Raw genomic sequence first — 23,355 nt, forward strand, 5'->3', positions numbered from 1 at the left:
TATAATATCCTCTCTAATTACAGGGAAGAAAAGCTTCTATAAGAGCCAATCATTTTCAAATAAATAAACAGGGTCCAAGTCAATAAAAACGTATTGTTCTTTCCCTATTGGGTATGAATACGTACGAATCAGTTCATTGGTTTCAATATCCCGGTATTTATCAGATAACATCCCTGATTTTCGATGTTTCATTTGCATAATCTGTGAAAGAAAATAAGTACGCCAGCTCCAGTTTTTCCCCCGGGCACTTTCCTCAGAAACCCATTTGTTTTTCCCGGTTTTTACCCAGTTGGCACTTTTCTGGTACCCGTAACTATCACACACGTATGCCCGAAAAGAAGCTTCGTCAGCAGCTTTTCCAATAAACTCAACAAGCTGGTCAACCGAGCTGCTCTTCTCTTTTACCGTCTTGCCCATTAGAGAATCCATCCAGCTGACAAATGAAAGCTGACGCTCTAACTTTTTATGGGCTAAATCAATAAACGAATGAATCTGGCTTTCCAGTTTCTTTTTTAAAGCATTTTCATCGGGAAAAATTTCGCCAGGCTCATGTAAATAGAACCCTTGCAAGTATCTTCCGCCATGCTGCCAGGCGGTCCGGAGCTGATGGGTGTTCTGTATGCCTTTAAAATGCAGCGCAGCTCCAATTTTTCTCGCGAAGAGGGCCAAGGCGCTTAGCACGTCCCTGTATGTAAAATGATTTGTCGATTCTTTTAAATCTGACAAGTCTATTTTAATAATATTAGGCTCGAGTTTTGAAAAGTTCTCCAGATTTGTATCATTTGTTTTAATATCATCCAGTGTGACAGTAAAACCGCTGGCTTTCATATACAAAATCATGTGGCTAAGGTCATTGATCTCTTCCATAAAATCATTCACGCGAAACTCAAATACAACCTGGTTTTTCTCCAATCCATCTTTGTAAAACTGCTCAAAATTTTCCATCAGTTCTTCAAGACAATGGAGCTGGGCAAGCGTATTAGGATCAATATTAAAGAAGAGACGCGGCTTTCCGGGATGGCTTAAAGCGAATTTAACTGCTTGTTTATGAATCTCTTTATCTACTTCCCATTTATATTCCGCTGGAACTGACCGGTCAAGGAAAAAAGGGCCTAATGATAAACATTCCCCGTTAAGATGAATGCGGCCGAGGACTTCATATCCAATAATACGATATTCTTCAGAATTTAAAACTGGCTGGTAATGAGGCACAACAGAAGAAATATTCTCAATTACTTCTAGAGGATCCAATGACGCCTCCCCCTTTTGGTTAAATAGTCATTTTGTTTAATTATATCATGTACAGACAACTTCCGTCAGTCACGGCTTATTTTTCCGGAACCATTTTGCTGCAGGCGTCTTCTTCGGGCGCTCAGGGTGAGTCGGATCATACAGCCAGCCTTTTTTAACCGTCAGCCAGGATAAAACCACAATGATTAATACAATAAGCCATCCATCCATGTCCTCCCTCCTCACCCACTAGTGTGGCCCCTCCGTTTTAAAATAGTACTGGACAATAAAGGATAGTGTATTTCCAGTAAATGGGGGGTCTGACCCCAATGATGACCCCAATGAAGAAATGACCCCAGCTTAAATTAGCAAAAGAAAAGCGGCAAGATCAAAAAGATCTTAACGCTTTTCTTTGTTCTGGAGAAAGGTCAGAAGGTACTCCGCCTCTCCGTAAGGAAGCTTTGTGATTCCGAGTTTTTCCCCTTCTCTTCCGTAGGCTTCATGATGGAAATCAGAACCTCCTGTTTTAAACACCCGGTGCCCGAGCTTCGCTTCAGCTTTTTCAGCAAGGGCTGAAAAACGATTGACGGCTTGTTCATCATGGTCTCGATGGTACACTTCAATCCCGTCAAGACCCTCATTGATAAACCAGTCGAGAATATGATCATCAAGATCATAGTAAATCGGATGAGCGGCAACAGCGATGCCTCCAGCTTCATGAATCAGTTTCACAGCTTCAGGCGGCGTCATTTCTTTTTCTTTAACAACGTAACACGGTTTCCCATAACCAATATACTGGTCAAAGATGTCACTTACTTTTTCACCATACCCTTTTTTAATTAACGCTTTGGCCAGATGCGGTCTGGAATAAGTGTGGCCGGTCACTTCAGCTTTAACATCTTCTACAGTCACCTCAAGTCCATAATCCCGGCATTTTCGGACCATCCGTTCCATTCGTTCCTCTCTCATTTGCCTGTGAAAAGAGAGTGTTTTCTGAAGATGGGCACTTTCCACGTCAATACCGTAACCGAGAATATCTACACTTTGGCCTTCACTCCGTGTTGACAGTTCGATCCCGTTTATCAGCTGTATATTTAATGACTCTGCCGACTTTCTTGCTTTTTCTACTCCTGCGGTCGTGTCATGGTCCGTAAGGGAAATGAGGCTCAAGCCTGCTTCTGCACACATTTCCATCAGCGTTTCCGCCCCGTAGCCTCCGTCAGAAGCGGTTGAATGCATGTGAAGATCTGCTTTTCCAACCATTAAGACTGCCACCAGTAATCATGGATCGTCACAGGGAGCTGACGTTTATGCTCAGTTGTTTTATACCGGCGCTCCAAATTTTCTTTAACCTTATCGGACACTTCTTTCCCCTCAAGGTAATCATCAATTTCATCATACGTCAATCCTAACGCTTCTTCATCGGAAAGCAGCGGACGGTCATCTTCCAGATCTGCTGTTGGAACTTTCGAATATAATATCTCCGGTGCGCCCAATTCTTTAAGGATGGCTTTCCCCTGACGTTTATTTAACCCGAACAATGGGGCAACGTCACACGCCCCGTCTCCGAACTTTGTATAAAACCCGGTTACCGCTTCAGCCGCATGGTCCGTACCGGCTACCAGACATCTATAGTGGGCTGCAAGGTCATACTGCGCTTTCATCCGTTCCCTCGCTTTTGTATTGCCTTTAATAAAATCAGACATGTTTTCATTTGTGGCTTTAGTGAACTGGTCTATTGACCCGTCTACTCCAGGCTGAATGTCAACAGTGACTCGTTTATAAGGCTGAATAAAGTTCAGAGCTGTCTGGGCATCATCTTCATCCGCCTGAACGCCGTACGGAAGACGGACACCGATAAATGTATATTCTGATGTCTTTTCTTCTTTATTTAGCTCTTCCATCGCCAGCTGAATTAATTTACCAAGCAATGAAGAATCCTGGCCGCCTGAAATTCCGAGAACGTAGCCTTTCATGCCGGATTTTTTAAGATAAGCTTTTATGAAATCTATGCGTGTTCTAATCTCTTCCTGCACATCAATTTCGGGCTTTACTTTTAAAGTTGCGATCACATCCTGCTGAAAATGAAGCATATTACTCATCCCCTTTATGATAGTTTAGGCAAATTTAGTTTGTAGTACGCTGCTGATTGCCGGAGCAAAGCTTTTGTTCAAGTTGAACGAGTTTACTTTCCCGGCCTTCTTCTCTTAAAATTCTTTTCTCCCATTCTCCCATGAGATCAAAATGGGGAAACGTCTGGCGGTCGTGGATCCATTCCTCTTTCAAACCATACTTCCGGCCCCACTGTATTAATGTTTCCTTATGTGTGCAAGCCGCTTTCGTGACGGTTTTGTACTGAGGAAAACGAGGGTCGTACCAAAAATGGGTCAGAAAAGCAATCTGTCCATTTGCCGCCTTGGTTTTCCATTTCACAAGCTCCTGCCTTGTCACTCCAAATGCCATAGCTGAACTCCTTTCACAAGTCTATTAAATAATAGAATAAAGACGGATTCAAGAGACAGCGGCCGTTTTGTTAAGTAATATAACATTGTTTTCCCTTCTTCAAATCTTTTAACACGTATAATTCTGTAAAAAAACAGCCCAAAGGCACTCTGCCATGCCTTCAGGCTTTAAGTCACTTAAGTTATTCTATACGGCCTTGTTCACGGTCGCCTTTCTCTTCGGCGATTTCATTTTTGAATGCTTCAATACTCTGTCCCCGGCGGTTATTTTTGGCTTTGACTGCCTGTCTGTCTTCCCGGGTTAAAGAATCATTCTCCAGCGTTTCCTCTGCCTCTCTTATATTTTCTTCAGTGTGCTCCACCATCGACTGTAAACGTTCCACGTTATTAGACCGATCATCCCGCTTAGCCATTTTATACACCCTTCCTTGAATAATGATTCAAGGTTAGTGTGTGCGGCTACCGGTAAAACATTCACCAGCTCAGCCGGGTTTAACAGTTAATTTACTTTTTATTTTTCTCATAAGCCTCATGCCAGTCAGGAAATTTTTTCTTAATGGCAACAGGGCGGAATGTCCTGGCATCCACGCAAACATGCTCACTAGTCCCCTCGACGCAAAGCTCTCCCTCCCTGTTCTCAATTCTGTAACCGTATGTAACCCGCAAGCCGTTATACTGCTCAATCCACGTGCTCACAGTCACATCTTCTCCGTATTTTGCCGGGTACAGGTAGTTCAGGTTAATATTTGTCACAGGCGACACAACGCCCCGTTCTTCCATATCCGCGTATTTAAAGCCCAGATCTTCAATTAATTTTGTTCTTCCAATTTCACACCATACCACATAGTTGGCGTGATAAACCACGCCCATTTGATCCGTTTCTCCATAGCGTACAGTAACTTTTGTCGTATTTGTCAGCAATTGAAAGGTCCCCTCCTTCAGTTCATAAGCGGAAAATCCTTTAATATTAATTTTGAAAGGCCGCCTTCATTATCTTCTGTATACACAAGGCGGTATGCCTGACGCTGGATGGCTTCTTCTGCCTGGTCTTTCATCGCACGGGCGTTTCCTTCCGGCGGATTTTCCTTAATTTTATTTTCTAATGCCTGGCTCGTGTCTTCATCTATGTCATAGCCAAACTTATTGACATAGAAGTGCAGGATCTCGGTTAATTCAACGGGTGTATAGGAAGAAAATTCGATCGTTTTTTTGAATCTCGAAGACAGACCAGGGTTGCTTGATAAAAGCTGATCCATTTTTCCTGAATAACCAGCCAGGATAACAACCAGGTTTTCTCCGTGTTTCGTCATCTCCTCTACAAGCGTATCAACTGCTTCTCTTCCAAAATCCTGTCCGCTATGGGCCAAAAGCGAGTATGCTTCATCTATAAACAGTACGCCGCCCAATGCTTCGCGTATCTTTTTCTTTGTTTTCGCCGCCGTTTGCCCCACATACCCCGCGACAAGATCACTTCTTCCGGCAATTACCACATGGCCGCGTTTTAATAAACCCAATTCATGGAGGATCTGGCTGTAGATATGTGCAACAGTCGTTTTCCCAGTGCCCGGCGGCCCGCTAAATACGGCATGAAGCTGGACAGGCACTGAAGGCAGCCCTTTCTCTTCCCGTTCTTTTTGAATTTTCACAAATGATGATAACTGCTTCACTTGCTCTTTTACATTTTTCAGGCCAACGAGATCAGTCAGTCTATCCTCTCCTGACCGCTTTTCTGCCGTTGCCTCTTCATTTTTCCGTTTAAAGGCTTCTTCGTCCAGTATAGTAAAACTTTCTTTCGTGTAGTTCTTATCCCTTGCAACTGCCGCGCCCTTTTGAAAAATAGCATCCAGAACAATATTTTTGACTGCTCTGGCATTCCCGAAATTTTCATCTACTTTTTCTTTATCAATTCTTTTTTCAAGCTCTTTTAAGGCTGATTCAGTTAATGAAAAGTCGTTATCAAGAGCTACGTACTCAGCGATTTCCATAAGCTCGTCCATAGAAAAATCAGGCAGGTGGATATGATTCGTTTCAGGAAACCGGCTTCTCAGACCAGGGTTGCTCCATAAAAAATTTCTCATTTCTTCAGGATATCCTGCAAGGATCACGGCGAATTTGCCGGCGTAATCCCCGCTTGTCATGGCAGAGACAAGCGTATCCACTGCCGTCTGGCCGTAATCGGCTGCACTTGCGCCATCCCGCTTCAGACTGTAAGCTTCATCAATAAACAGTACACCTCCGGCAGCTTCCTGTATCACTCCCATAGTTTTTTCTTCTGTCTGGCCTACGTAAGCTCCGACAAGGTGTGACCGATCGACTTCCACAACGTTTTCACGCGGCAGGACTCCCAGCTGGTGATATATCTTAGCAAGCAAACGGGCAATTGACGTTTTTCCTGTCCCTGGATTGCCAGTAAGAATCATATTTAAATTTCTTTCATTTTCAAAATGATACCCTTCCCGCTGACGCTCTTTCTCGTATTCAAGATAATAATAATACGATTCTACTTTCCTTTTAACTTCTTCAATCCCAATCATTCTGTTCAATTCGTCCAGAGGGGTCGTTTCAGCTGCAGATGCCTCTTCTCTCCAGGACTCCCATTTTAAAAGCGCTTTTTGCAGCTTGTTTACAGCAGCATCCATCTTTTCCTTTTTCTCTTTTGAGGAATAAATGCCGCTGATCGTTTCCCTGTATGCTTTTGATGTCTCCAGCAGCTCGTCAAAAATGGCACCCAGCTCATTCAGCAATTGAAGGCCTTGCTGAAGTTCATCCTTCTTTTGAGTATTGACTGCATGGTTAAGAGAGGACTGGACCTTGCCCTGCCTGGCTGTTAACTCCTGGTACCAAGCTTTTGCCTGATGAACCATCATCAGCAGTTTGTCAATTTTGTTCTTTTTCCCTTGGCTGTGATCTGTTTCTCTAATTTTAGGAAGCTCTTCCTGAAACCACGGCTCATTCATTGAATCGAGAGCAACATCAATAATCACTTCTGCTGCATACAGAGAAGATGGCGCTTCTTCCAGCGCACTTGTCAGCCATTGGTCGATTCGGACGTCCCATTCTTTTTTACGTTCATAACGGACGGCAGCTACCATGGCTTTAAGTTCTCCGGTATATTCCCCGCACTCTTTATCAGAACACTGATCCAGCAAACGAACCAGGTTGCCTTCATTTAACTGATAATAAGGCTTCTTCTTCCATTTCTCTATTATTTCTGCTAATTCCTGCTGAGATTCGACAGATTCACTCATTTCGCTCACCTCCCAGCGGACACTTTCACGCTGTCCGTTGTTTCCGATTTTGCTGAATTTCCCTTTTTTCCCTGGCTATTTCTTCGCGTTCCGACTGTTACCCCTGTCAGAACTAACAAAGCCCCGGCCATATGTACATACAGGAATGGCTCTCCTAATAATAGCATAGCTAATATAACCGCAGACAAGGGCATTAAATTGATAAAAATCGATGCTTTAGCAGCACCTATCATTTTTATACCCTGATAATACATAATAAAGCTTGCCACTGACACGATGACACTCATGTGAAGAATCGAACCCCAGGTTAACAAGCTGGCGTTCTGAAGCTGTGCAGGAGAAGTGTCCATAAAAGCAAAAGGGAAAAGCATGAGGGTTCCTACACCTACAGCATAAGTGGTACTCGTAATCGCGCTGTATTTCTGGAGGGCTACTTTTCCTAACACACTGTACAACGCCCAGCACACGACGGCAAGGAGAAGAATCAGGTCAATTGGCGCCAGTCCGGCTTCTGCCAACTGGCGGACATTACCTTCAGTTATAATTATAAATGCACCTGATAAAGCAAGAATGAGGCCAATAACATTTTTCCCCGTGATTTTTTCTTTAAGAAAAAGACCTGAAAGTACAGCTATCAAAACAGGGTTTGAAGCTATAAACAAAGAACTCTTTACGATTGGGGCATCGCGGGCAGCGATAAAAAATGCAATATTGTATAAAGCAATGCCGGTGAGACCCAGAAGGCATACGAGGAACCATTCCTTTCCCTTAGGACGCCTCCCGCCTTTATCCATCCATAACATTAAAGGAATTAATAGCAGAGTTGCAAAGAAAAAACGAAAGAAGGCTACTGCGGACGGGCTCAGATCCTGAGTCGCAAAGTTTCCGGCAATAAACGCACTTCCCCAGCTGCTTGTCGCAAATGCAAGCATGATATACACGATCCATGGTTTACGCTCCAATAAATCAGTCTTCATACATAAGCTCCTTATAAAAACAATTGTTTAGTTACTCGAAATAATTATATCATACGCTAACCGGATGCATTTATTTCAACTTAATTAGCATTCATGTATAATAACTATGTTCCCATCAGTCTGCCAAAGGAGTCGTAACATGTACCGTAAACTTTTCATTATATTAATTAGTGCTGTCATTATAATTAGTCTTTTGTTATATCATGAATCACTTGTAAATTGGATTCGGAGCAACGAGCAGGACCACATCATTCTTACAACTGTTATTGCTACACTTATGTCGCTCTTCCCTGTCATCCCTTATCCGCTCGTAGGCGGAGTGATTGGTGCGGCTTACGGTCCTGTTACCGGCGCGCTCGTTATCTGGACAGGCTCAACGCTTGCCTCAATTATCTTTTTTTTAATGGTCCGGTACGGCGGTTTTCACCGTTTAGGAACAAAACTGCTTTTAAAATATACAGCTACGAAAAAGCTTACTTTACTGTTTGAACGGAACGCTTTTATGTCTATTACCATTCTTAGAATGATCCCGGTCATCCCGTCCATCATCATTAACGCCTATACGGCTTTAAGCAGAGTGAAGTTTCTGCTGTACGCTATTGCTTCGGGGCTTGGAAAAATTCCATCTATGGCACTGTTTGCTTTACTTGGCCATACAATTGTAACTAACCCTGTTGAACTCTTATACATGATTGCGATTTACGGAGTATTCCTCGGTATCGTCTATACACTGTATAAACTGTGGTTACGAAAAGTTGAACAGCAATCAGCTGTACATTAAGTCCAGCTTTGAGAATAACTTGATAAAAGCATTCCCTGCGTTAAGCAGAGAATGCTTTTTTATTATGAAATCAATTTTATAAGCCGGCTGAACCTGTATATGATATATCCTGCGAGTCCGCCGAGTGTATTTAAAATTACATCATCTATATTTGCCACACGGTACGTGAAAATAAACTGGAGAATCTCTATTGTGACTGACAGCAGCATCGCTGTTAAAACAGTCAGTAACCCGACTAATATGCTATGGGTGCCAAGAATTCTTTTAGCCAGATAAGGAAACAAAATACCGAACGGTACAAACAATAAAACATTCCCGGCTAAAATTCTTAAAGGACCTGTCATATCCGGACTGTAAACAGCTATCCGGTAAATGCTTAAAAAAGGTTCAAGATTATAGTTTCTCCCACCCGGGCCAACCGGTCCATAAGATGAGCCATAGTTCCAGGCGAACAGGGTGACATAAAAGACACCCGCCAGATAGATGATGAACACGGCGGCTATCAGCCAGGTGGCAGGTATGATTATCGCTTTCTTTTTACGGTTGCTTTTCAACGGCTGCCTCCTTATTCAAAATCTGTCCATTATATTATTATGGGATGTCCAGCCAAAATTGACAAGGAATTTAACTGATGAAAGCGCGAATTAAATTGAAGCAGGCAGGTATTTTAAACATAAACTGGAGCTCCCCCCTCTATTTAATAAATAAAAAAAGTTTCGAATATCGCATCACGATAATCGAAACCTTTTTCTTTATAATGGAGCATTCAGCCTCATTATTTCCCCTTATCCGGCACATAATCCGGCTGTTCGGATCCTTTAGTATTCATTTTTTTACCTTTGTTTGAATCACTTTCTCTTGGCTGAGTCCCTAAATGGTCCGGACGGAACTGTTCAGTTACATTTCCTTTTTTACTCACGGAGCCACCTCCTTATATCAGGATTAACTTCCTAGACGCTTTACATGGCGCTTGTCTATTCGTTCCTCGATAAGTTCAAGCTGCTTTGCATCTTCCATAATAGATTGCAGGTTCTTTTTATAGAGCTCTTCAAACCTCTCTTTGGATCTTTTGCCCATATTAATGGCCTCCTTTAACGTAATTACCATCAGTATAGGAATTATCTGACAATTTTATACTATGATGAAGAGCCTGTTCCTTTTTCACTAAGGTAAATGGCTCCTGTTTCATCCATTGTCATAAGAAACACCTCTTTTACATTTTTGAAACCGTAATTTTCAATTTGTCTGTTTACCCAGTCCATTGTAACAACTTTATCGATGTTCGCTTTAATATACCTGCCATCCTGGACAAGGACTGTCGGGTATCCTTTTTCAAGCGGTTTCTGTCCCATATCCTCAGGCGTTAACGAATCATAAGGCGTTTTTTTAATTACACTAATTTGTCCGTTTGATTCCAATACCGCATAATCTACTTCATTCAGATCACTCGCACTGTTCAACCTTAAATCCATTAAAAGTGATTCTACCGTAACCTTTGTTTTAGCCATCTGGTCGTGAAGAATCTTTCCTTTTTCGACTAAAATAATCGGTTCGTCTTCAATTACTCTTCGGAATCTCGGCATCTTTAAAGCAATATAAGACAAGAACAAATGGATTCCTCCAATTAAAGCGGCAGCCGATAACGGTCCTGATAATGCAAGTTCACCATCGGAAAGAGGTTCCCCGACGACATCCCCGATGATGACACCGAAAAGGAAGTCGATAGGATGCATTGTCGTCATTGAACGCTGTCCCAAAACTTTAATAAGCACAAAAACGTACACATAAACAATCGAGGCCCGGATTAAAAAACCGTAGATCGGTAAATCTTCTGCTCCTTGCCAAAAGTCAGCCATCTGTTTCACCTGCTTAATTTCATCATTTCCAAATTAGTATGGCTCTCTAAACGTTTTGTATTCAACCATACAAAATAAAAGCACTACGGCGGAAAACCGTAGTGCTTCGTATATTTCAGAGGCTATTATAATCTTTTAGCTCCCATATATGCGTTGCTCCAGTAGGAATTATTCATACTTGAGATCGTCACTCCTGTAGAAGAGCCTGCGTGGATGAACTGGTTGTTTCCAAGGTAGATACCTGCGTGGGAAGGGCCAGTTCTTGTTTCAAAAAACACGATATCGCCAGTCCGCGGGCTTGATACTGAAGTTCCAGCACTCCACATTTGTGAGACCGTACGCGGTATACTTTGACCGTTTTGGGCGAAAGTGTACTGTATGAATCCGCTGCAGTCAAAACCGCTTGGGCTCGTTCCTCCCCATACATAAGAGGTTCCTACTAAGCTTCTGGCTGTTGAAATAATACCGCTGGAACTGCTGTTACTTACTGTTGTTGCTGTTTGTGTTGCTGTTGATGACCCTGAAGAGCTGTTAGAAAGACCTAACGATCCAAGGGTAGCTGGTCCTGCTGTGCCATAAAAGTTTCCTGCCGGGCTGGAAATGCTGTTTGCCCGCTGGTGTGACTTGACTGCATTTAGTGTCTGTGGACCAAAGATTCCATCGACTGCTATATTTTTACCATTATCGTTCAATGCTGATTGAAGTTCTCTTACGTCGTTTCCTCTGTCACCCATATTTAATGAAGCTTCCGATATTGAAGGCACAGCTAAAAGTGCACCTGCTAAAGTTACGCTCATGATGAATTTTTTCATTTCTTTCTCTCCCACTTTCTCATTAAGATATTTTTTATATAAGTTCTATTAAGTTTTGAAAATAGTTTTATGCTGCATCGTGCTTGTCCCTTGCAACAAGATTAATACTACAACCAAAAATGTACAAATTAAACCCTTTTTTGCCAAATGTCAACGAACTTAAAAGAACCTGTAACTTAACTGAAATATTGTTTGGTATAAATGGATTATATTTCCTTTTAATAGTAACTAAAGTCCTTTTAAAAAATACAAAATTTGGCTATATTTCCATCCTCATTCTATTTCTAAGCCCACAGCAACAAAAAATGTGAGGAAATCGTGAAGTTAAGTGACTCTATCAGCTCACAATAAGACATATGGCTTAATTAATTGGTTTTAAAAGTGAAAAAATAAAATTAATTTAAATTTGTCCCGGGATATTTCACACTTAAACCAGTTTACTTTTAGCTTCCTTTAGATTTCTTTTGGAACTGAAAACTATGTTTTCAGCCAACTGTTACCACTGTCTTCACAGATCGGCATTTAAATTAAACAGACATGTCTGGTAAACAAAAAAAGGTGCCCTAAGAAAGGCACCTTTTGTAATCTTGTAATCTTTTATTTTGCAGCAAGTGTGTTACGAAGAACCATTGGCAGGATACCGCCATGACGGTAGTAGTCGATTTCCACTTCGCTGTCGAATCGGGCAAGAACTTCAAAAGTCGTTTCTTTACCTGATTCAGCATCCTTAGCGACCACTTGCACGTGATCACGCGGCTGGATTTCATTAGTCACTTGCACTTCAAAGTGTTCTTTCCCGGTAAGCCCGAGAGTATCTGCGTTTTCCCCTTCTTTAAACTGAAGCGGAAGCACACCCATCAACACAAGATTGCTTCGGTGGATACGTTCGAAGCTTTCAGCAATGACTGTTTTAATACCTAATAAATTAGTTCCTTTAGCTGCCCAGTCACGGGAACTTCCCATACCATAATCTTTACCGGCAAGGACAATAAGTCCCGTGTCTTCTTCTTTGTATTTCATACACGCATCATAAATCGCCATCACTTCGCCAGTCGGCCAGTAAGTCGTATAACCGCCTTCTGTCCCCGGAGCAAGCTGGTTTTTGATACGGATGTTGGCAAACGTTCCACGCATCATTACCTCGTGGTTACCGCGGCGGGAACCGTAAGAGTTAAATTCAGCTGGAGATAAGCCTTTTTCAATAAGGTATCTACCGGCCGGGCTGTCTTTCGCAATGGCACCAGCAGGTGAAATGTGGTCAGTTGTGACAGAGTCGCCAAACTTACCAACCGCTCTTAAGCCGTTAAGCTCTTTAACGTCTTCAGGTTCAGCTGACATATCTTCAAAGAACGGCGGGTTTTGTATATAAGTGGATTCAGGATCCCAGTTATACAAGTCACTTTCTGTCGTCTGAAGTTTGTTCCATTCTTCGTTGTCGTCAAACACCCGCTCATATTCTTTCTTGAACAGTTTAGGGTCCACCGCTTCTTCCATTGCTTTTTGGATTTCCGCGTTAGACGGCCAGATGTCGGAGAAAAAGACGTCATTTCCATCAGCATCTTTGCCGATTGGCTCGTTTTGAAGGTCGATATCCACAGTTCCTGCTAATGCATAAGCGACGACTAACGGCGGTGATGCCAGGTAGTTTGCTTTAACTAGTGGATGGATACGTCCTTCAAAGTTTCTGTTACCGCTCAATACAGAGGCAACGGTCAGATCACTTTCTGAAATGCCTTTCTCGATCTCTTCAGGAAGAGGGCCGCTGTTACCGATACAGGTCGTACAGCCGTAACCTACGAGGTTGAACCCTAATTTATCAAGGTATGTCATTAATCCGGCGTTTTCAAGGTAGCCTGTTACAACCTTAGAACCGGGAGCTAAACTTGTTTTCACATAATCAGGCACGTCTAAGCCTTTTTCAACTGCATTTTTAGCAAGAAGGCCTGCACCAAGCATAACGTGCGGGTTTGACGTATTCGTACAGCTTGTAATCGCAGCGATGGCAACAGCACCTGTTTTAAGAGTGGAAGAATTTCCGTTTGGATGCACAACAGTTGTTTCTTTGGAAATTTCCTCAGGAGACAAGCCAAAGCCCTGGTTTCCAACAGGAGCTGTTAACGCTTCTTCCCACTTCTCTTTCATTTTTGATAAAGGAATAAGATCCTGTGGACGCTTAGGACCTGACAAGTTCGGCTCAATGGATCCGAGGTCGATTTCCACTACGGTCGTAAATTCAGGATCATCCTGTCCTGGTGTATAGAACATGCCGTTTGCTTTCGTATATTTTTCTACTAATTCTACAAGTTCTTCACTTCTGCCGGTAAAACGGAGATAGTTCAGTGTTTCGTCATCGACAGGGAAAAATCCGCAAGTGGCGCCGTATTCAGGAGCCATATTGGAAATTGTCGCACGGTCAGCAAGCGTCATATCAGCGAGGCCGCTGCCGAAGAATTCAACAAACTTCCCTACCACTTTTTTCTCACGTAAAACCTGAGTCACTTTTAGTGCAAGGTCAGTCGCAGTCGCGCCCTCAGGCATAGCACCGTTAAGCTTACACCCGACAACTTCAGGCACAGGAAAATAAGACGGCTGCTGAAGCATACCAGCTTCGGCTTCAATACCGCCGACACCCCAGCCTAATACACCGAGGCCGTTTATCATTGTTGTATGGGAGTCAGTACCGACAAGAGAATCAGGAAAAGCAATTTTTTCCCCATTAGTCTCTGATTCCTGTACGACATTTGCTAAGTACTCAAGGTTTACCTGGTGTACTATCCCTGTTGCAGGCGGAACAGCCCGGTAATTATCAAGAGATTTCTGAGCCCAGTTTAAGAATTTATATCGTTCTTCGTTTCTTTTAAATTCAAGCTCCATATTTCGCATAAGCGAGTTGGCTTTACCAAAATCGTCAACCTGCACAGAGTGGTCAACAACCAGGTCTACAGGAATAGCCGGGTTGATTTCTTTAGGGTCTCCGCCCATGTCAGCCATGGCTTTACGAAGAGAGGCAAGATCCACAACAGCAGGAACGCCTGTAAAGTCCTGTAAGATTACCCGGGAAGGCTTAAATGGAACATCCACATGTTTTACTTGGTCCGTACCCCATTTAGCTAAATTCTCCACATGTTCTTCTTTAATGACACGCCCGTCATATTGTCTCAGGACGGACTCAAGAAGCACCTTAATGGAGTATGGAAGATTGGCAACGGTTCCAACTCCCGCATCTTCAATCGCTTTCAAGTCGTAATAATGATACGTTTCGCCATTTGCTTCAAAGGTTTTCTTTGAATTATACAATGCTTTATTTTCGTTTGACATATGTATTTCCCTCCTTCACGTACTATCATATAACACATTTTCATAATTGTCTAAAACCTTTTTTCGAAAATTTGTCATATTTTCATTTTCTCACTATAGCAATAAGTATGAAGCCCTTCCCATTAACCAGTCAAATCATATCCCTTAAAAAAAATTGACAGAGCTCTTTTCAGAGTTATTGTTATAGCTGGAAATTATTAAAAAATGAGCATGGCAGATGGGGTTCAAAGGATTCCATTTCTGCACCATAACAAAAGGCCTGACTCAAGATGGTCAGGCCAATTAAACATGAATGACGGTTATTGCATTAAATCCTGTTTCAGCCGCTCGAGTGTTTGTGAATAAAGGTCAAGCTGCTGTCTTTGATGTTCAGAAGCTGTGGTATAAGCTTTGCTGATAATCTGGGAAGCTTTATTCAGTTCCTCTTCGGCAAGCCTTGTCTGGTGCCCATAGTCAGGGGAACCGGGGTCGATTTGGCTGAAGGATTCTTCCATGTGGACATAAGCCTGCTGAGCCGCTTCAAAAGCCTGCCGTTTATTTTTTTCATAAGGCATACGGAACCAACTCCTTTTTTAAAATACCTTCAGCTATAGTATGTTTCAAGCGAGGGTGAGTATGCTAAAAACAGAAAGCAATCCTTATCATCTTTTCGGAGGAGGTCTATGACATGGAGAAAAATACATTTAAAAAACAGAGACGGTCAAACCCCAAAGCTGCCGAGAACCATACGACACAGCCTGCACCTTTAAAAGGCTCCCATAAGACTAAAAAGAAAAATCAGGTCTCACAAACAAATGGAGAAGGCTGAGTCAGCCTTCTCCATTGACGTTATCCAGTGCGAGTATTTTATTTTTAACAACTAAAAGATCCTCTTCATCCAGTGTCCGGAAATCAATAAACAGCCGGTCTTCAGTCACACGGCAAATGACAGGAATATCTCCTTTTCTGAAAAAGCGCTCACACGCATTTGCAGACATTCCTTCTTTAGTCAGGGCGATTCCGCATGTCGGCAGTTCTTCAAGAGGCATCGTTCCCCCGCCTACTTTAGACGTTTCTTCTTCAACCGACAGACTGACTGAACGCAGGCTGCCTTGCAATTCGTTGAAAGTATATTGGGCCGTTTCCCTAATTTGTTCCCGGGATTTTAAAATATCTCTCACTGTCGGATTGTCGTTTAATTCGTTTTCACGGTATACATAATCAAACAGTGTGGCTTCAAGTGCGGCCAGCGTCATTTTATCCACTCGGAGTACCCGGGCCAGCGGATGTTTTTTCAGTTTATCGATCAGTGTCTTCCTCCCTGCGATCACTCCGGCCTGGGGCCCGCCCAGCAGCTTGTCCCCGCTGAATGAAATAAGATCAGCCCCGTCTTTCAAGGCCTGTTTTACTAAAGGCTCATCGCCAATTCCTTTATTTTTAAACGGATACAGCGACCCGCTGCCGAGATCTTCATAAACGATAGGAGCCTCTTCTAATGATGAGGAAGAAACAATCTCTTTCAGCTCTTTCACAGGCACTTCTTCAGTAAACCCGACTGTTTTAAAATTGCTCGTATGTACTTTCATGACCATAGCTGTTTTATCTGAAAGGGCCTCTTCATAATCGGAAGGATGTGTTTTGTTGGTGGTCCCCACTTCGACAAGCTTTGCTCCGCTTTCTTCCATTATAGTAGACACTCTGAAAGAGCCGCCAATTTCGACTAATTCACCTCGCGAAACAATCACTTCAGCCCCCTCGGCAAAAGCCCTTAAAATAAAATATACAGCAGCAGCGTTGTTATTAACGACCATGGCTGCTTCAGCCCCCGAGGCTTTAGCCAGTAAATCCTGGATAATCGAATGCCGTGATCCTCTTCGTCCTGATTCCAAGTCATATTCCAGATTGGAATAATGGGTGGCGCTTTTCACAACCTGGGCTGCTGCACGCTCACTAAGGCGGGCCCGTCCTAAGTTCGTATGGAGGACTGTTCCAGTCGCATTCACGACATGCCTTAAGTTATACGGCGAAAAATCACGGCACCGCCGTGTAAGTCTTTCTAAAATTTGAGACGTAAGCTGGGGCCTTGTTAAGCTATCATTGGACGTCTTTTTTTCAGCAATGAGCTCCCTCTCGTAATCGACCTCCTCCTGTAGCCAGTCTTTAAACAGTTTTTCCGGAACTTTCCATATGTCTATCAGCTCTTGCGCTTCGGATGAGGCGAGCACCTCATGGACCGGCGGAAGCAGTTGGTATGGATTCATAATTAAAACTCCTCAGTTCATTATATTACCAGTTATAGCCCTTTCCTTCAGTGGTTAATCTAATTAGTGAAGAAGGTCACTGGCCTTTTTCAACGAAAGTGAATGAAAGCGGGATTCGTTTGATTGTCTTGAGGGGTGGTTCGCTTGTATAACTTATAAAAGCAACAGCATCGGCAAGGCTCGTATTAAACGTAAAAATGAGGTGTTTACAAAAGATAAACATCTACTTTGCCCCAGAACGTTCACTTTATAAAAAGGTGGTCTGAATAGACCACCTTTTCCATTTTCCACAGGGCCTGGAAGCCTTATGTAGAAACAGTTTTATTCACCTGTACCGAATCGATCTCTTTCACGTGCAATTTCCTGCTGCTCTTTGTAATCCTTTGCAAAACCGGCAGCGTAAATAGCTACTCCGATACCTATGCCGATTCCAAGCCATTTCATAAACAATTTCAACACAGTTCCCTCTCCCCTTTCAGTACAAACTTAACTTCGGTCCCTCGTCATTATTATACAAAAACAACGGATAGATTAAAACAAAAAATGAATAAATATGGCTGCGCTTACATAGGGGACGGCAGCTTCTTCATTGCAAACAGGAATATTTCAGGCTTCGGAGACAGGCTCGGAGCCAAAAAACACCGCTCATGGGCGGTGTCACAGAACTGAATCATCCGTAATTTATCATTGATTCAAGCTGGTTAATGACTTCTTTATGATCCGGGAACTGATCAGTGTCAAACTTAGAAAAAATCTTTTGGCCATTCGCATATATTTCAAATACACCGCCAGAGCTTGGAATAAGGGCCATCTCTTCCACATTGTGCCGCATATCTTCAAAAACATCTTCTGCGAAACTCGCAGCTTTAGGCGCATAGTTTCACTGCATGCAAAATTCAACTGTTACTTTTAGCTTCATTTCAAAAACCCCTTTTGTGAATATTATGTGAATTTTTTTTAACTACATTATATTGTAAAAGATCATTTGTCCAAGGTCAAAGAAAACAGTTATAATGGACGTTAGTAAAGGAGGTGCGATAACAGGATGTTTAAAAAACCGTTCCAATCAAATAAACGACTGACTCAAATGACTAAAAAAGCTGGTTGAGGATGCAAAATCGGTCCTAGTGACCTGGCGCAAGTTTTGTGCCATCTGCCCTCATCAGACGATAACGAACAGCTGCTCGTCGGGCTTGACACATCAGACGACGGCGGCGTCTATCAATTAACAGAAGATCTTGCTATCGTACAGACAGTGGATTACTTTACTCCGATCGTAGATGACCCTTATATGTTCGGGCAAATCGCTGCGGCCAACGCCCTAAGCGATGTATATGCCATGGGCGGCACGCCTAAAACCGCTCTTAATATTGCGGGCTTTCCAATTAAGAAACTGCCTGCCGAAGTTTTCGCGGCTATTTTAAAAGGCGGCGCCGATAAAGTGAAAGAAGCTGGTGCCGTCATTGCAGGGGGACACACCATAGACGACCAGGAGCCTAAGTACGGCTTAAGCTGCACAGGCACCGTCCACCCTGACAAAGTGTTCAAAAACGTGGGGGCCAAACCGGGGGATAAATTAGTCCTGACTAAACCGCTTGGTGTAGGAATTCTCACCACGGCTGTTAAATTCGGAAAAGCTTCCGAACAGGAAGAAGATGAAGCCACGAGCACAATGGCTGCACTGAATAAAACAGCTGCAGAAACACTGGCTGATTACCACCCGAACGCGGTGACTGATGTGACCGGCTTTGGGCTTCTCGGCCACGGGTATGAAATGGCTTGCGGAAGCGATGTGACATTGACTTTCCACTATTCAGCTATTCCCTTAATTGACGGGACAGTAAAACATGCCAAAGCGGGCGTCATCCCAGGCGGTGCCCGTGATAATCACAGCTGGTTATCTGAGAACGTTTCCTATGAGAAAAAAATTAAAAAGCATGACCAGCTGATTCTTTGCGATTCAATTACAAGCGGCGGACTGCTGGTCAGCCTGCCGGCAGAAGAAGCAGATGATTATGTTCAGAAGATGAAAAGTAAAGGCCACACAGCCACAGCGGTGATCGGGGAAGTAAACGATAAGCAGGAGAAAGCAATTCAAGTTAAAGCTTAACGATTGTGAGAAAGAGCTGGCTCAAAAGGGAAACTTTTGAAGCCAGCTCTTTATTATGGTTTTAGAGGATTCGTGATGGGTGATTGGGTTTTGCGGAGGTGGCAGTGGTTCCACCGGCGGCGTTTCATACGTGAACGGGAGCAGTGATGACGCTGATCTGGTGGGTGGAGCAGGCATTTTATAATCTGTTCGCCAGGAGATGCAGCCTTTGAAAAGTTATTTAAGTATTATGAGCCGCTCATTTAATTTTCGGCTCGATGAGCAGGCTATATAGTCGTTTTATCGTCCGCTCACTCGACTATCTGCATGTTGAGAGGACCATATATCTGTTATATCAGCCGCTCGCTTGACCATTCACGTCATGAGTGAACCCCAAACCCCTTTTTTGACCCATTCACTCGATCATCCGACACATTGAGTGGACCGTATATCCCAGCAGCTACACTGATCCGATCGGATCATATCAACCCTCTCTTTCCACTGAATCCCTAAAAGCATACTCGCTCCATTTTCTTACCGTTCTTTTAAGTAATCTTCTCTAATTAATCCGTAATAAGCTAAATCAAAATAACGGCCTGATCGGTGAACATGCTGTTTTAATGTCCCTTCATACTTTAAACCACTTTTCTCCATCACTTTCCATGAACCCTGGTTAGCTGTAAAGGCTGTCGCAAATAATTTGTTTAACTTCAATTCCTCAAAACTGAACGGAATAAGCGCTTTTACTGCTTCAGTGCAGTAACCCTGTCCCCAATAAGGTTTTCCGATCCAGTAACCCAGTTCTCCACGATGGTGTTTCACATCTTCTTTTATATTGATTATCCCTAGAAACGTTTCGTTTTCTTTTTGTGTAATTGCCAGGCATACAATTTCTCCATTTTTTTCTGCCTCGGTTACCCGTTGGATATATTCTTTAGCTCCCCCTGCAGGATAAGGGTGAGGAATATTCAATGTTGTTTTCGCCACATCATAATCCTTTGCCAGCTCTTCCACTCGCTCAGCATCTTTGAGCTGAAGGGGCCTCAAAACTAATCTTTCTGTTTTAAAATAAGCCATCGGGGTTCCTCCTCTAATTTTCTAATCGACAATCGTCTGCTTTTCAGGTTTTTTCAAAAAATCAAACAGCATACTGATTTGCCCTTCCGTATTTCTGGCCTGAGATAAGTCCGGCAGCTTGTCTTCCCTGAAGAATTTAACATTTTTAGTTTCCAGGCCTGCAGCCGCTTTGCCTCCCGCCAGCTCACAGAGGATAAATATTTTGTAATAATGGTAAGGCTGAGGGGGATGCGGATGCTTATTCATATCCAGTAATGCCAGCAACCTGGCTGCATTCACATCGAATCCTGCTTCTTCTTTTACTTCCTTTATAATATTTTCAGCTGGCGAAAGCCCTACCTCACAAAACCCTCCAGGCAAGGACCACTTATTATCCATTTTTTCATGCACTAAAAGAATCTTATTATTTCTAAAAACTGCACCGCGCACGTCTATTTTAGGCGTCTGGTAACCTGACTCCTTATTAAATAGCCCGATGATTTTTTCAGCCTCTAAATCAGTATATTCTGCCATAATTTCAGCACTGACAGTCTGCAGCTCTTTGTAGCGTTCAATGTCATATTTATCTTTAGAAAAAGCAAGTCCCGCTTGTGAAACAGATTGGATTCTTTTTGCCCAGTCAAGCCATTTATAACTCATAATGCCCTCCTGTCGATTTCAAAGTTTATGCTTAGGTTTTCTAAAAATCTACAAAAAAGGGATGTCGGTCTTCGTTTAAACATAAATTAATTCTTTCTTTGAAATTAGTCCAAGTGACCCGTTCCAAAGCTTCCGGCAGTGGATAAAAACCTGTCTCCAAACTTTCAGGTGTAACGGTTAGTTCCCCGCCGAGCGGCTTTCCGAGAAAGAGTAAATTACAAATTTTATCTCCTTTGTTCTGAAAAACACCGCAGAATTTAATAATTTCTATATCGATGCCGCTTTCTTCTTTCGTTTCTCTCACTGCTGCGTCCATGGCTGATTCTCCTTCTTCAACCTGGCCGCCGGGCATTTCCCAGCCTCTTTTAGGCCCTTTAATCAATAAGAGATGCCCTTCCTCATTTAATACAACGGCTGCTGCAGAGACGATATGCTTCGGACTTTCCATATATATGCTCCTTCCTTAATTTCAATATAAATCCATTTTTTTGAAATTGATGATATAAAAAGGAGGTTTCTAAATTATAAAGAAACCTCCAGTCAGGATTACATTTAATTTTCTTAATCATCGGGGATATTTTTGCGCTCTCCAAGCATTTTTTTGAGATCTTTTTTACTTGACCGGGATACAAGAATATAAAGGATATCCTTATCTTTAATCTCAGTCTCACCATACGGAGTAACTAATTCACCCTTACGGATGATAGCATTGATTAAGACATCGTCAGGAAATTCAATTTCAGCCAGTGTTTTTCCGACAATTCTTGTTTCTTCATTAACCGTATACTCGATAATCTCGGCGTTGGCCTGTCCGATTGATACGAGCTCTAACGAATGCAAAGGAACAACTTTTTTCGGACCTGTTAAGCCTAATTTTTGGGCAAAAGGAGAAATCGTTGCGCCTTGTATTAACGCGGAAGTCAGCACGACGAAAAACACGACGTTAAAAAACAACTGAGCATTCTCAAGCCCTGCAATCATTGGGAAAGTGGCTAAAACAATTGGTACAGCCCCCCGGAGACCAGCCCAGGAGAGCAACGTTTTTTCCTGCCAGGAATAGTTAAATCCCAGGGTGGAAATCAATACTGCTACAGGTCTTGCAATGAGCATTAAAATGAAAGATAAAAGCAGCCCGTGAAGAATAATTTCGCCAGCAAATAATTGTCCTGGAAACACAAGAAGCCCCAGAATAATAAACATTAATATTTGCATCATCCAGGCGAAGCCTTCATTAAACCTGAAAATAGTATGCCTGTATGTTAAATCTGAGTTACCGATAATCAAAGCAGCGACATACACAGCCAGCAGCCCGCTGCCGCCCAGGCTGGCGGTCACACTGTATGTAAGAAGCGCAAAACCCATGGCGATTATTGGATAAAGGCCGCCGGAATCGAGGTTAATACGGTTAATAATTTTAGAAGCGAGCCAGCCTAAGGCCATCCCGAATATTATACCGAATCCCATTTGAAGAAAAAATGACCCAATCGTGTTGCCAATACCGGTCTCATCGGATAGAATTAACTCTATAAAAGCGAGGGTTAAAAACATTGCCATAGGGTCATTTGTTCCAGATTCGGCTTCAAGCGTAGCTCCAAGACGGGCTTTAATATTTTTTTCCTTTAACGCTGCAAAAACAGCGGCCGCATCTGTAGACCCGACTATTGCCCCGAACAACAGTCCTTCTAACCAGGTGACTCCAAGGATAAACGTCGCACCGATAGCGACAATACTGGTGGTGACCAGTACCCCCACAGTAGCTAATAGAATAGCAGGAACAGCCACCGGTTTAATCGTCGTCCATTTAGTAGACAGTCCCCCTTCAAAAAGTATAACAACCAAAGCAAAAATTCCTATTAATTGAGCGTAAGAAGGGTTATCGAAATAAATAAGCCCCAGGCCGTCACTTCCGGCAATCATTCCAAGGATTATAAACAGAATGAGTGCAGGCACGCCCAGCCTTGTAGAGAACTTCGTAGTGAATACCCCTATTATAAGGAAAAGTGCAACTATAAGTACAAAATAATCTGTATATAATATGTCTCCGAACATCCTGCTTTCTACCACGCCTTTCAAAATGACTATAAATAACTTTCACTATGTGGAACAACCTTCCATTATCTGCAACTATTATAACACACCTTACATTATCGATAATAAATTAGTGCCTATACTTGTATTTGAAATTATTATGTAAAACAATGATTTGAAAAAGGTGCCTTCAAATTTGAAAGCACCCTCTTATTTATTATTCCATATGAGCAGGCAGTAAACCGCCTACATGCTCTAACGATAGTGAAAATACTATACCCTGCCCCGGCTCTTTTAACTTCCCGTAAGTCTCGATCGTCTCAATGACTTGCTTGGAAGATTCCTCTTTTACAAGAGTCATCACACATTCTCTTTCCGGTTCAACTTTTAAACCGAAAAATTCGCCGTCTTTATCACTTCTTCCCCTGGCCAAAATAACCGTACTTTTGGTTATTCCGTGCTCCTCTTCAATCTTTTCAAGTATAGTTTCAGTCAAGTTGTTATCAACAATAGAAATGATTGCTTTGTAATCTTTACTCATTCAACCGCCTCCTTAAGTCCTGTCTATCCTACTATTTCACGATTAACGATTATTTAA

General features: G+C 42.6%; 26 protein-coding genes and 1 pseudogene. 3 read left to right on the forward strand and 24 right to left on the reverse strand.

The window, feature by feature from the left end; all coding sequences use genetic code 11:
- Positions 1 to 36: 36 nt before the first annotated feature.
- From K8O68_RS02090 to K8O68_RS02130, 9 genes are all read right to left on the reverse strand, one after another.
- Positions 37 to 1,251 (reverse strand): EAL-associated domain-containing protein, encoded by a 1,215-nt coding sequence (locus tag K8O68_RS02090; protein WP_230895284.1) that lies wholly within the window; start codon positions 1,249 to 1,251, stop codon positions 37 to 39.
- A gap of 69 nt (positions 1,252 to 1,320) precedes the next feature.
- On the reverse strand, positions 1,321 to 1,461 hold the full coding sequence (locus K8O68_RS02095) for a hypothetical protein (protein WP_230895285.1): 141 nt from the start codon (positions 1,459 to 1,461) through the stop codon (positions 1,321 to 1,323).
- Between the two features lie 168 nt (positions 1,462 to 1,629).
- Positions 1,630 to 2,493 (reverse strand): PHP domain-containing protein, encoded by an 864-nt coding sequence (locus tag K8O68_RS02100; RefSeq protein WP_230895286.1) that lies wholly within the window; start codon positions 2,491 to 2,493, stop codon positions 1,630 to 1,632.
- Positions 2,493 to 3,323, reverse strand: a complete 831-nt coding sequence (gene nadE, locus K8O68_RS02105; RefSeq protein WP_230895287.1) for an ammonia-dependent NAD(+) synthetase — start codon at positions 3,321 to 3,323, stop codon at positions 2,493 to 2,495. The genes K8O68_RS02100 and nadE overlap by 1 nt, the downstream gene beginning before the upstream one ends.
- Before the next feature lie 34 nt (positions 3,324 to 3,357).
- Positions 3,358 to 3,693, reverse strand: a complete 336-nt coding sequence (locus K8O68_RS02110) for a hypothetical protein (RefSeq protein WP_230895288.1) — start codon at positions 3,691 to 3,693, stop codon at positions 3,358 to 3,360.
- 181 nt (positions 3,694 to 3,874) lie between these two features.
- On the reverse strand, positions 3,875 to 4,105 hold the full coding sequence (tlp, locus tag K8O68_RS02115; RefSeq protein WP_230895289.1) for a small acid-soluble spore protein Tlp: 231 nt from the start codon (positions 4,103 to 4,105) through the stop codon (positions 3,875 to 3,877).
- Between the two features lie 91 nt (positions 4,106 to 4,196).
- On the reverse strand, positions 4,197 to 4,613 hold the full coding sequence (locus tag K8O68_RS02120) for an acyl-CoA thioesterase (RefSeq protein WP_230895290.1): 417 nt from the start codon (positions 4,611 to 4,613) through the stop codon (positions 4,197 to 4,199).
- 17 nt (positions 4,614 to 4,630) lie between these two features.
- The gene (locus K8O68_RS02125; protein ID WP_230895291.1) at positions 4,631 to 6,940 is read right to left on the reverse strand and encodes an AAA family ATPase; all 2,310 of its coding nucleotides are present in this window, start codon (positions 6,938 to 6,940) and stop codon (positions 4,631 to 4,633) included.
- Between the two features lie 5 nt (positions 6,941 to 6,945).
- Positions 6,946 to 7,917 (reverse strand): DMT family transporter, encoded by a 972-nt coding sequence (locus tag K8O68_RS02130; protein ID WP_230895292.1) that lies wholly within the window; start codon positions 7,915 to 7,917, stop codon positions 6,946 to 6,948.
- 139 nt (positions 7,918 to 8,056) lie between these two features.
- Here K8O68_RS02130 and K8O68_RS02135 point away from each other — a divergent pair, with 139 nt between their 5' ends.
- The gene (locus K8O68_RS02135; RefSeq protein ID WP_230895293.1) at positions 8,057 to 8,698 is read left to right on the forward strand and encodes a TVP38/TMEM64 family protein; all 642 of its coding nucleotides are present in this window, start codon (positions 8,057 to 8,059) and stop codon (positions 8,696 to 8,698) included.
- A gap of 62 nt (positions 8,699 to 8,760) precedes the next feature.
- On the opposite strand, the gene K8O68_RS02140 is transcribed toward K8O68_RS02135, so the two are convergent.
- From K8O68_RS02140 to K8O68_RS02170, 7 genes are all read right to left on the reverse strand, one after another.
- Positions 8,761 to 9,252, reverse strand: a complete 492-nt coding sequence (locus tag K8O68_RS02140; RefSeq protein ID WP_230895294.1) for a VanZ family protein — start codon at positions 9,250 to 9,252, stop codon at positions 8,761 to 8,763.
- Positions 9,253 to 9,473: 221 nt separating this feature from the next.
- Positions 9,474 to 9,617, reverse strand: a complete 144-nt coding sequence (locus K8O68_RS02145; RefSeq protein ID WP_230895295.1) for an acid-soluble spore protein N — start codon at positions 9,615 to 9,617, stop codon at positions 9,474 to 9,476.
- Positions 9,618 to 9,640: 23 nt separating this feature from the next.
- Complete coding sequence (locus K8O68_RS02150; protein ID WP_230895296.1) at positions 9,641 to 9,775, reverse strand: FbpB family small basic protein; 135 nt, start codon at positions 9,773 to 9,775, stop codon at positions 9,641 to 9,643.
- 59 nt (positions 9,776 to 9,834) lie between these two features.
- Entirely contained in the window at positions 9,835 to 10,554 is a 720-nt protein-coding gene (locus K8O68_RS02155; protein WP_230895297.1) for a DUF421 domain-containing protein, read from the reverse strand.
- Positions 10,555 to 10,679: 125 nt separating this feature from the next.
- Positions 10,680 to 11,366 (reverse strand): C40 family peptidase, encoded by a 687-nt coding sequence (locus K8O68_RS02160; RefSeq protein ID WP_230895298.1) that lies wholly within the window; start codon positions 11,364 to 11,366, stop codon positions 10,680 to 10,682.
- Between the two features lie 597 nt (positions 11,367 to 11,963).
- Entirely contained in the window at positions 11,964 to 14,684 is a 2,721-nt protein-coding gene (acnA, locus tag K8O68_RS02165; RefSeq protein ID WP_230895299.1) for an aconitate hydratase AcnA, read from the reverse strand.
- A 299-nt stretch (positions 14,685 to 14,983) separates the two neighbouring features.
- A complete protein-coding gene (locus K8O68_RS02170; RefSeq protein ID WP_230895300.1) occupies positions 14,984 to 15,238 on the reverse strand; it encodes a hypothetical protein in 255 nt (84 codons plus the stop codon).
- A gap of 113 nt (positions 15,239 to 15,351) precedes the next feature.
- Between K8O68_RS02170 and K8O68_RS02175 the strand changes: the two genes are divergently transcribed.
- Positions 15,352 to 15,492, forward strand: a complete 141-nt coding sequence (locus K8O68_RS02175) for a small acid-soluble spore protein P (RefSeq protein WP_230895301.1) — start codon at positions 15,352 to 15,354, stop codon at positions 15,490 to 15,492.
- 1 nt (position 15,493) lies between these two features.
- On the opposite strand, the gene selA is transcribed toward K8O68_RS02175, so the two are convergent.
- The 3 genes and pseudogenes from selA to K8O68_RS02190 all read right to left on the reverse strand — a co-directional run.
- The gene (gene selA / locus K8O68_RS02180; RefSeq protein WP_230895302.1) at positions 15,494 to 16,924 is read right to left on the reverse strand and encodes an L-seryl-tRNA(Sec) selenium transferase; all 1,431 of its coding nucleotides are present in this window, start codon (positions 16,922 to 16,924) and stop codon (positions 15,494 to 15,496) included.
- A 321-nt stretch (positions 16,925 to 17,245) separates the two neighbouring features.
- Positions 17,246 to 17,383 carry a hypothetical protein gene (locus tag K8O68_RS02185; protein WP_177174397.1) on the reverse strand — a complete coding sequence of 46 codons (138 nt, stop codon included), beginning with the start codon at positions 17,381 to 17,383 and terminating at the stop codon, positions 17,246 to 17,248.
- 211 nt (positions 17,384 to 17,594) lie between these two features.
- Positions 17,595 to 17,792: pseudogene (locus tag K8O68_RS02190) on the reverse strand (SelT/SelW/SelH family protein); the annotation flags it as partial.
- Between the two features lie 219 nt (positions 17,793 to 18,011).
- Here K8O68_RS02190 and selD point away from each other — a divergent pair.
- Positions 18,012 to 19,034 carry a selenide, water dikinase SelD gene (gene selD, locus K8O68_RS02195; RefSeq protein WP_370640468.1) on the forward strand — a complete coding sequence of 341 codons (1,023 nt, stop codon included), beginning with the start codon at positions 18,012 to 18,014 and terminating at the stop codon, positions 19,032 to 19,034.
- 513 nt (positions 19,035 to 19,547) lie between these two features.
- Here selD and K8O68_RS02200 read toward each other — a convergent pair.
- The 5 genes from K8O68_RS02200 to K8O68_RS02220 all read right to left on the reverse strand — a co-directional run bounded on the left by K8O68_RS02200 (position 19,548) and on the right by K8O68_RS02220 (position 23,298).
- Positions 19,548 to 20,090: a GNAT family N-acetyltransferase gene (locus K8O68_RS02200; RefSeq protein WP_230895305.1), complete on the reverse strand. Its 543-nt coding sequence runs from the start codon at positions 20,088 to 20,090 to the stop codon at positions 19,548 to 19,550.
- 21 nt (positions 20,091 to 20,111) lie between these two features.
- On the reverse strand, positions 20,112 to 20,729 hold the full coding sequence (locus K8O68_RS02205; protein WP_230895306.1) for an NUDIX hydrolase: 618 nt from the start codon (positions 20,727 to 20,729) through the stop codon (positions 20,112 to 20,114).
- Between the two features lie 40 nt (positions 20,730 to 20,769).
- Positions 20,770 to 21,177, reverse strand: coding sequence for an NUDIX hydrolase (locus tag K8O68_RS02210; protein ID WP_230895307.1), 408 nt, complete (start codon positions 21,175 to 21,177; stop codon positions 20,770 to 20,772).
- 113 nt (positions 21,178 to 21,290) lie between these two features.
- Complete coding sequence (locus K8O68_RS02215; RefSeq protein ID WP_230895308.1) at positions 21,291 to 22,778, reverse strand: potassium/proton antiporter; 1,488 nt, start codon at positions 22,776 to 22,778, stop codon at positions 21,291 to 21,293.
- A gap of 196 nt (positions 22,779 to 22,974) precedes the next feature.
- Complete coding sequence (locus tag K8O68_RS02220; RefSeq protein ID WP_230895309.1) at positions 22,975 to 23,298, reverse strand: P-II family nitrogen regulator; 324 nt, start codon at positions 23,296 to 23,298, stop codon at positions 22,975 to 22,977.
- Between the last annotated feature and the right edge of the window lie 57 nt (positions 23,299 to 23,355).

It is taken from the genome of Salipaludibacillus sp. CUR1, from assembly GCF_021028955.1.
Taxonomy (GTDB): Bacteria; Bacillota; Bacilli; order Bacillales; family Salisediminibacteriaceae; genus Salipaludibacillus.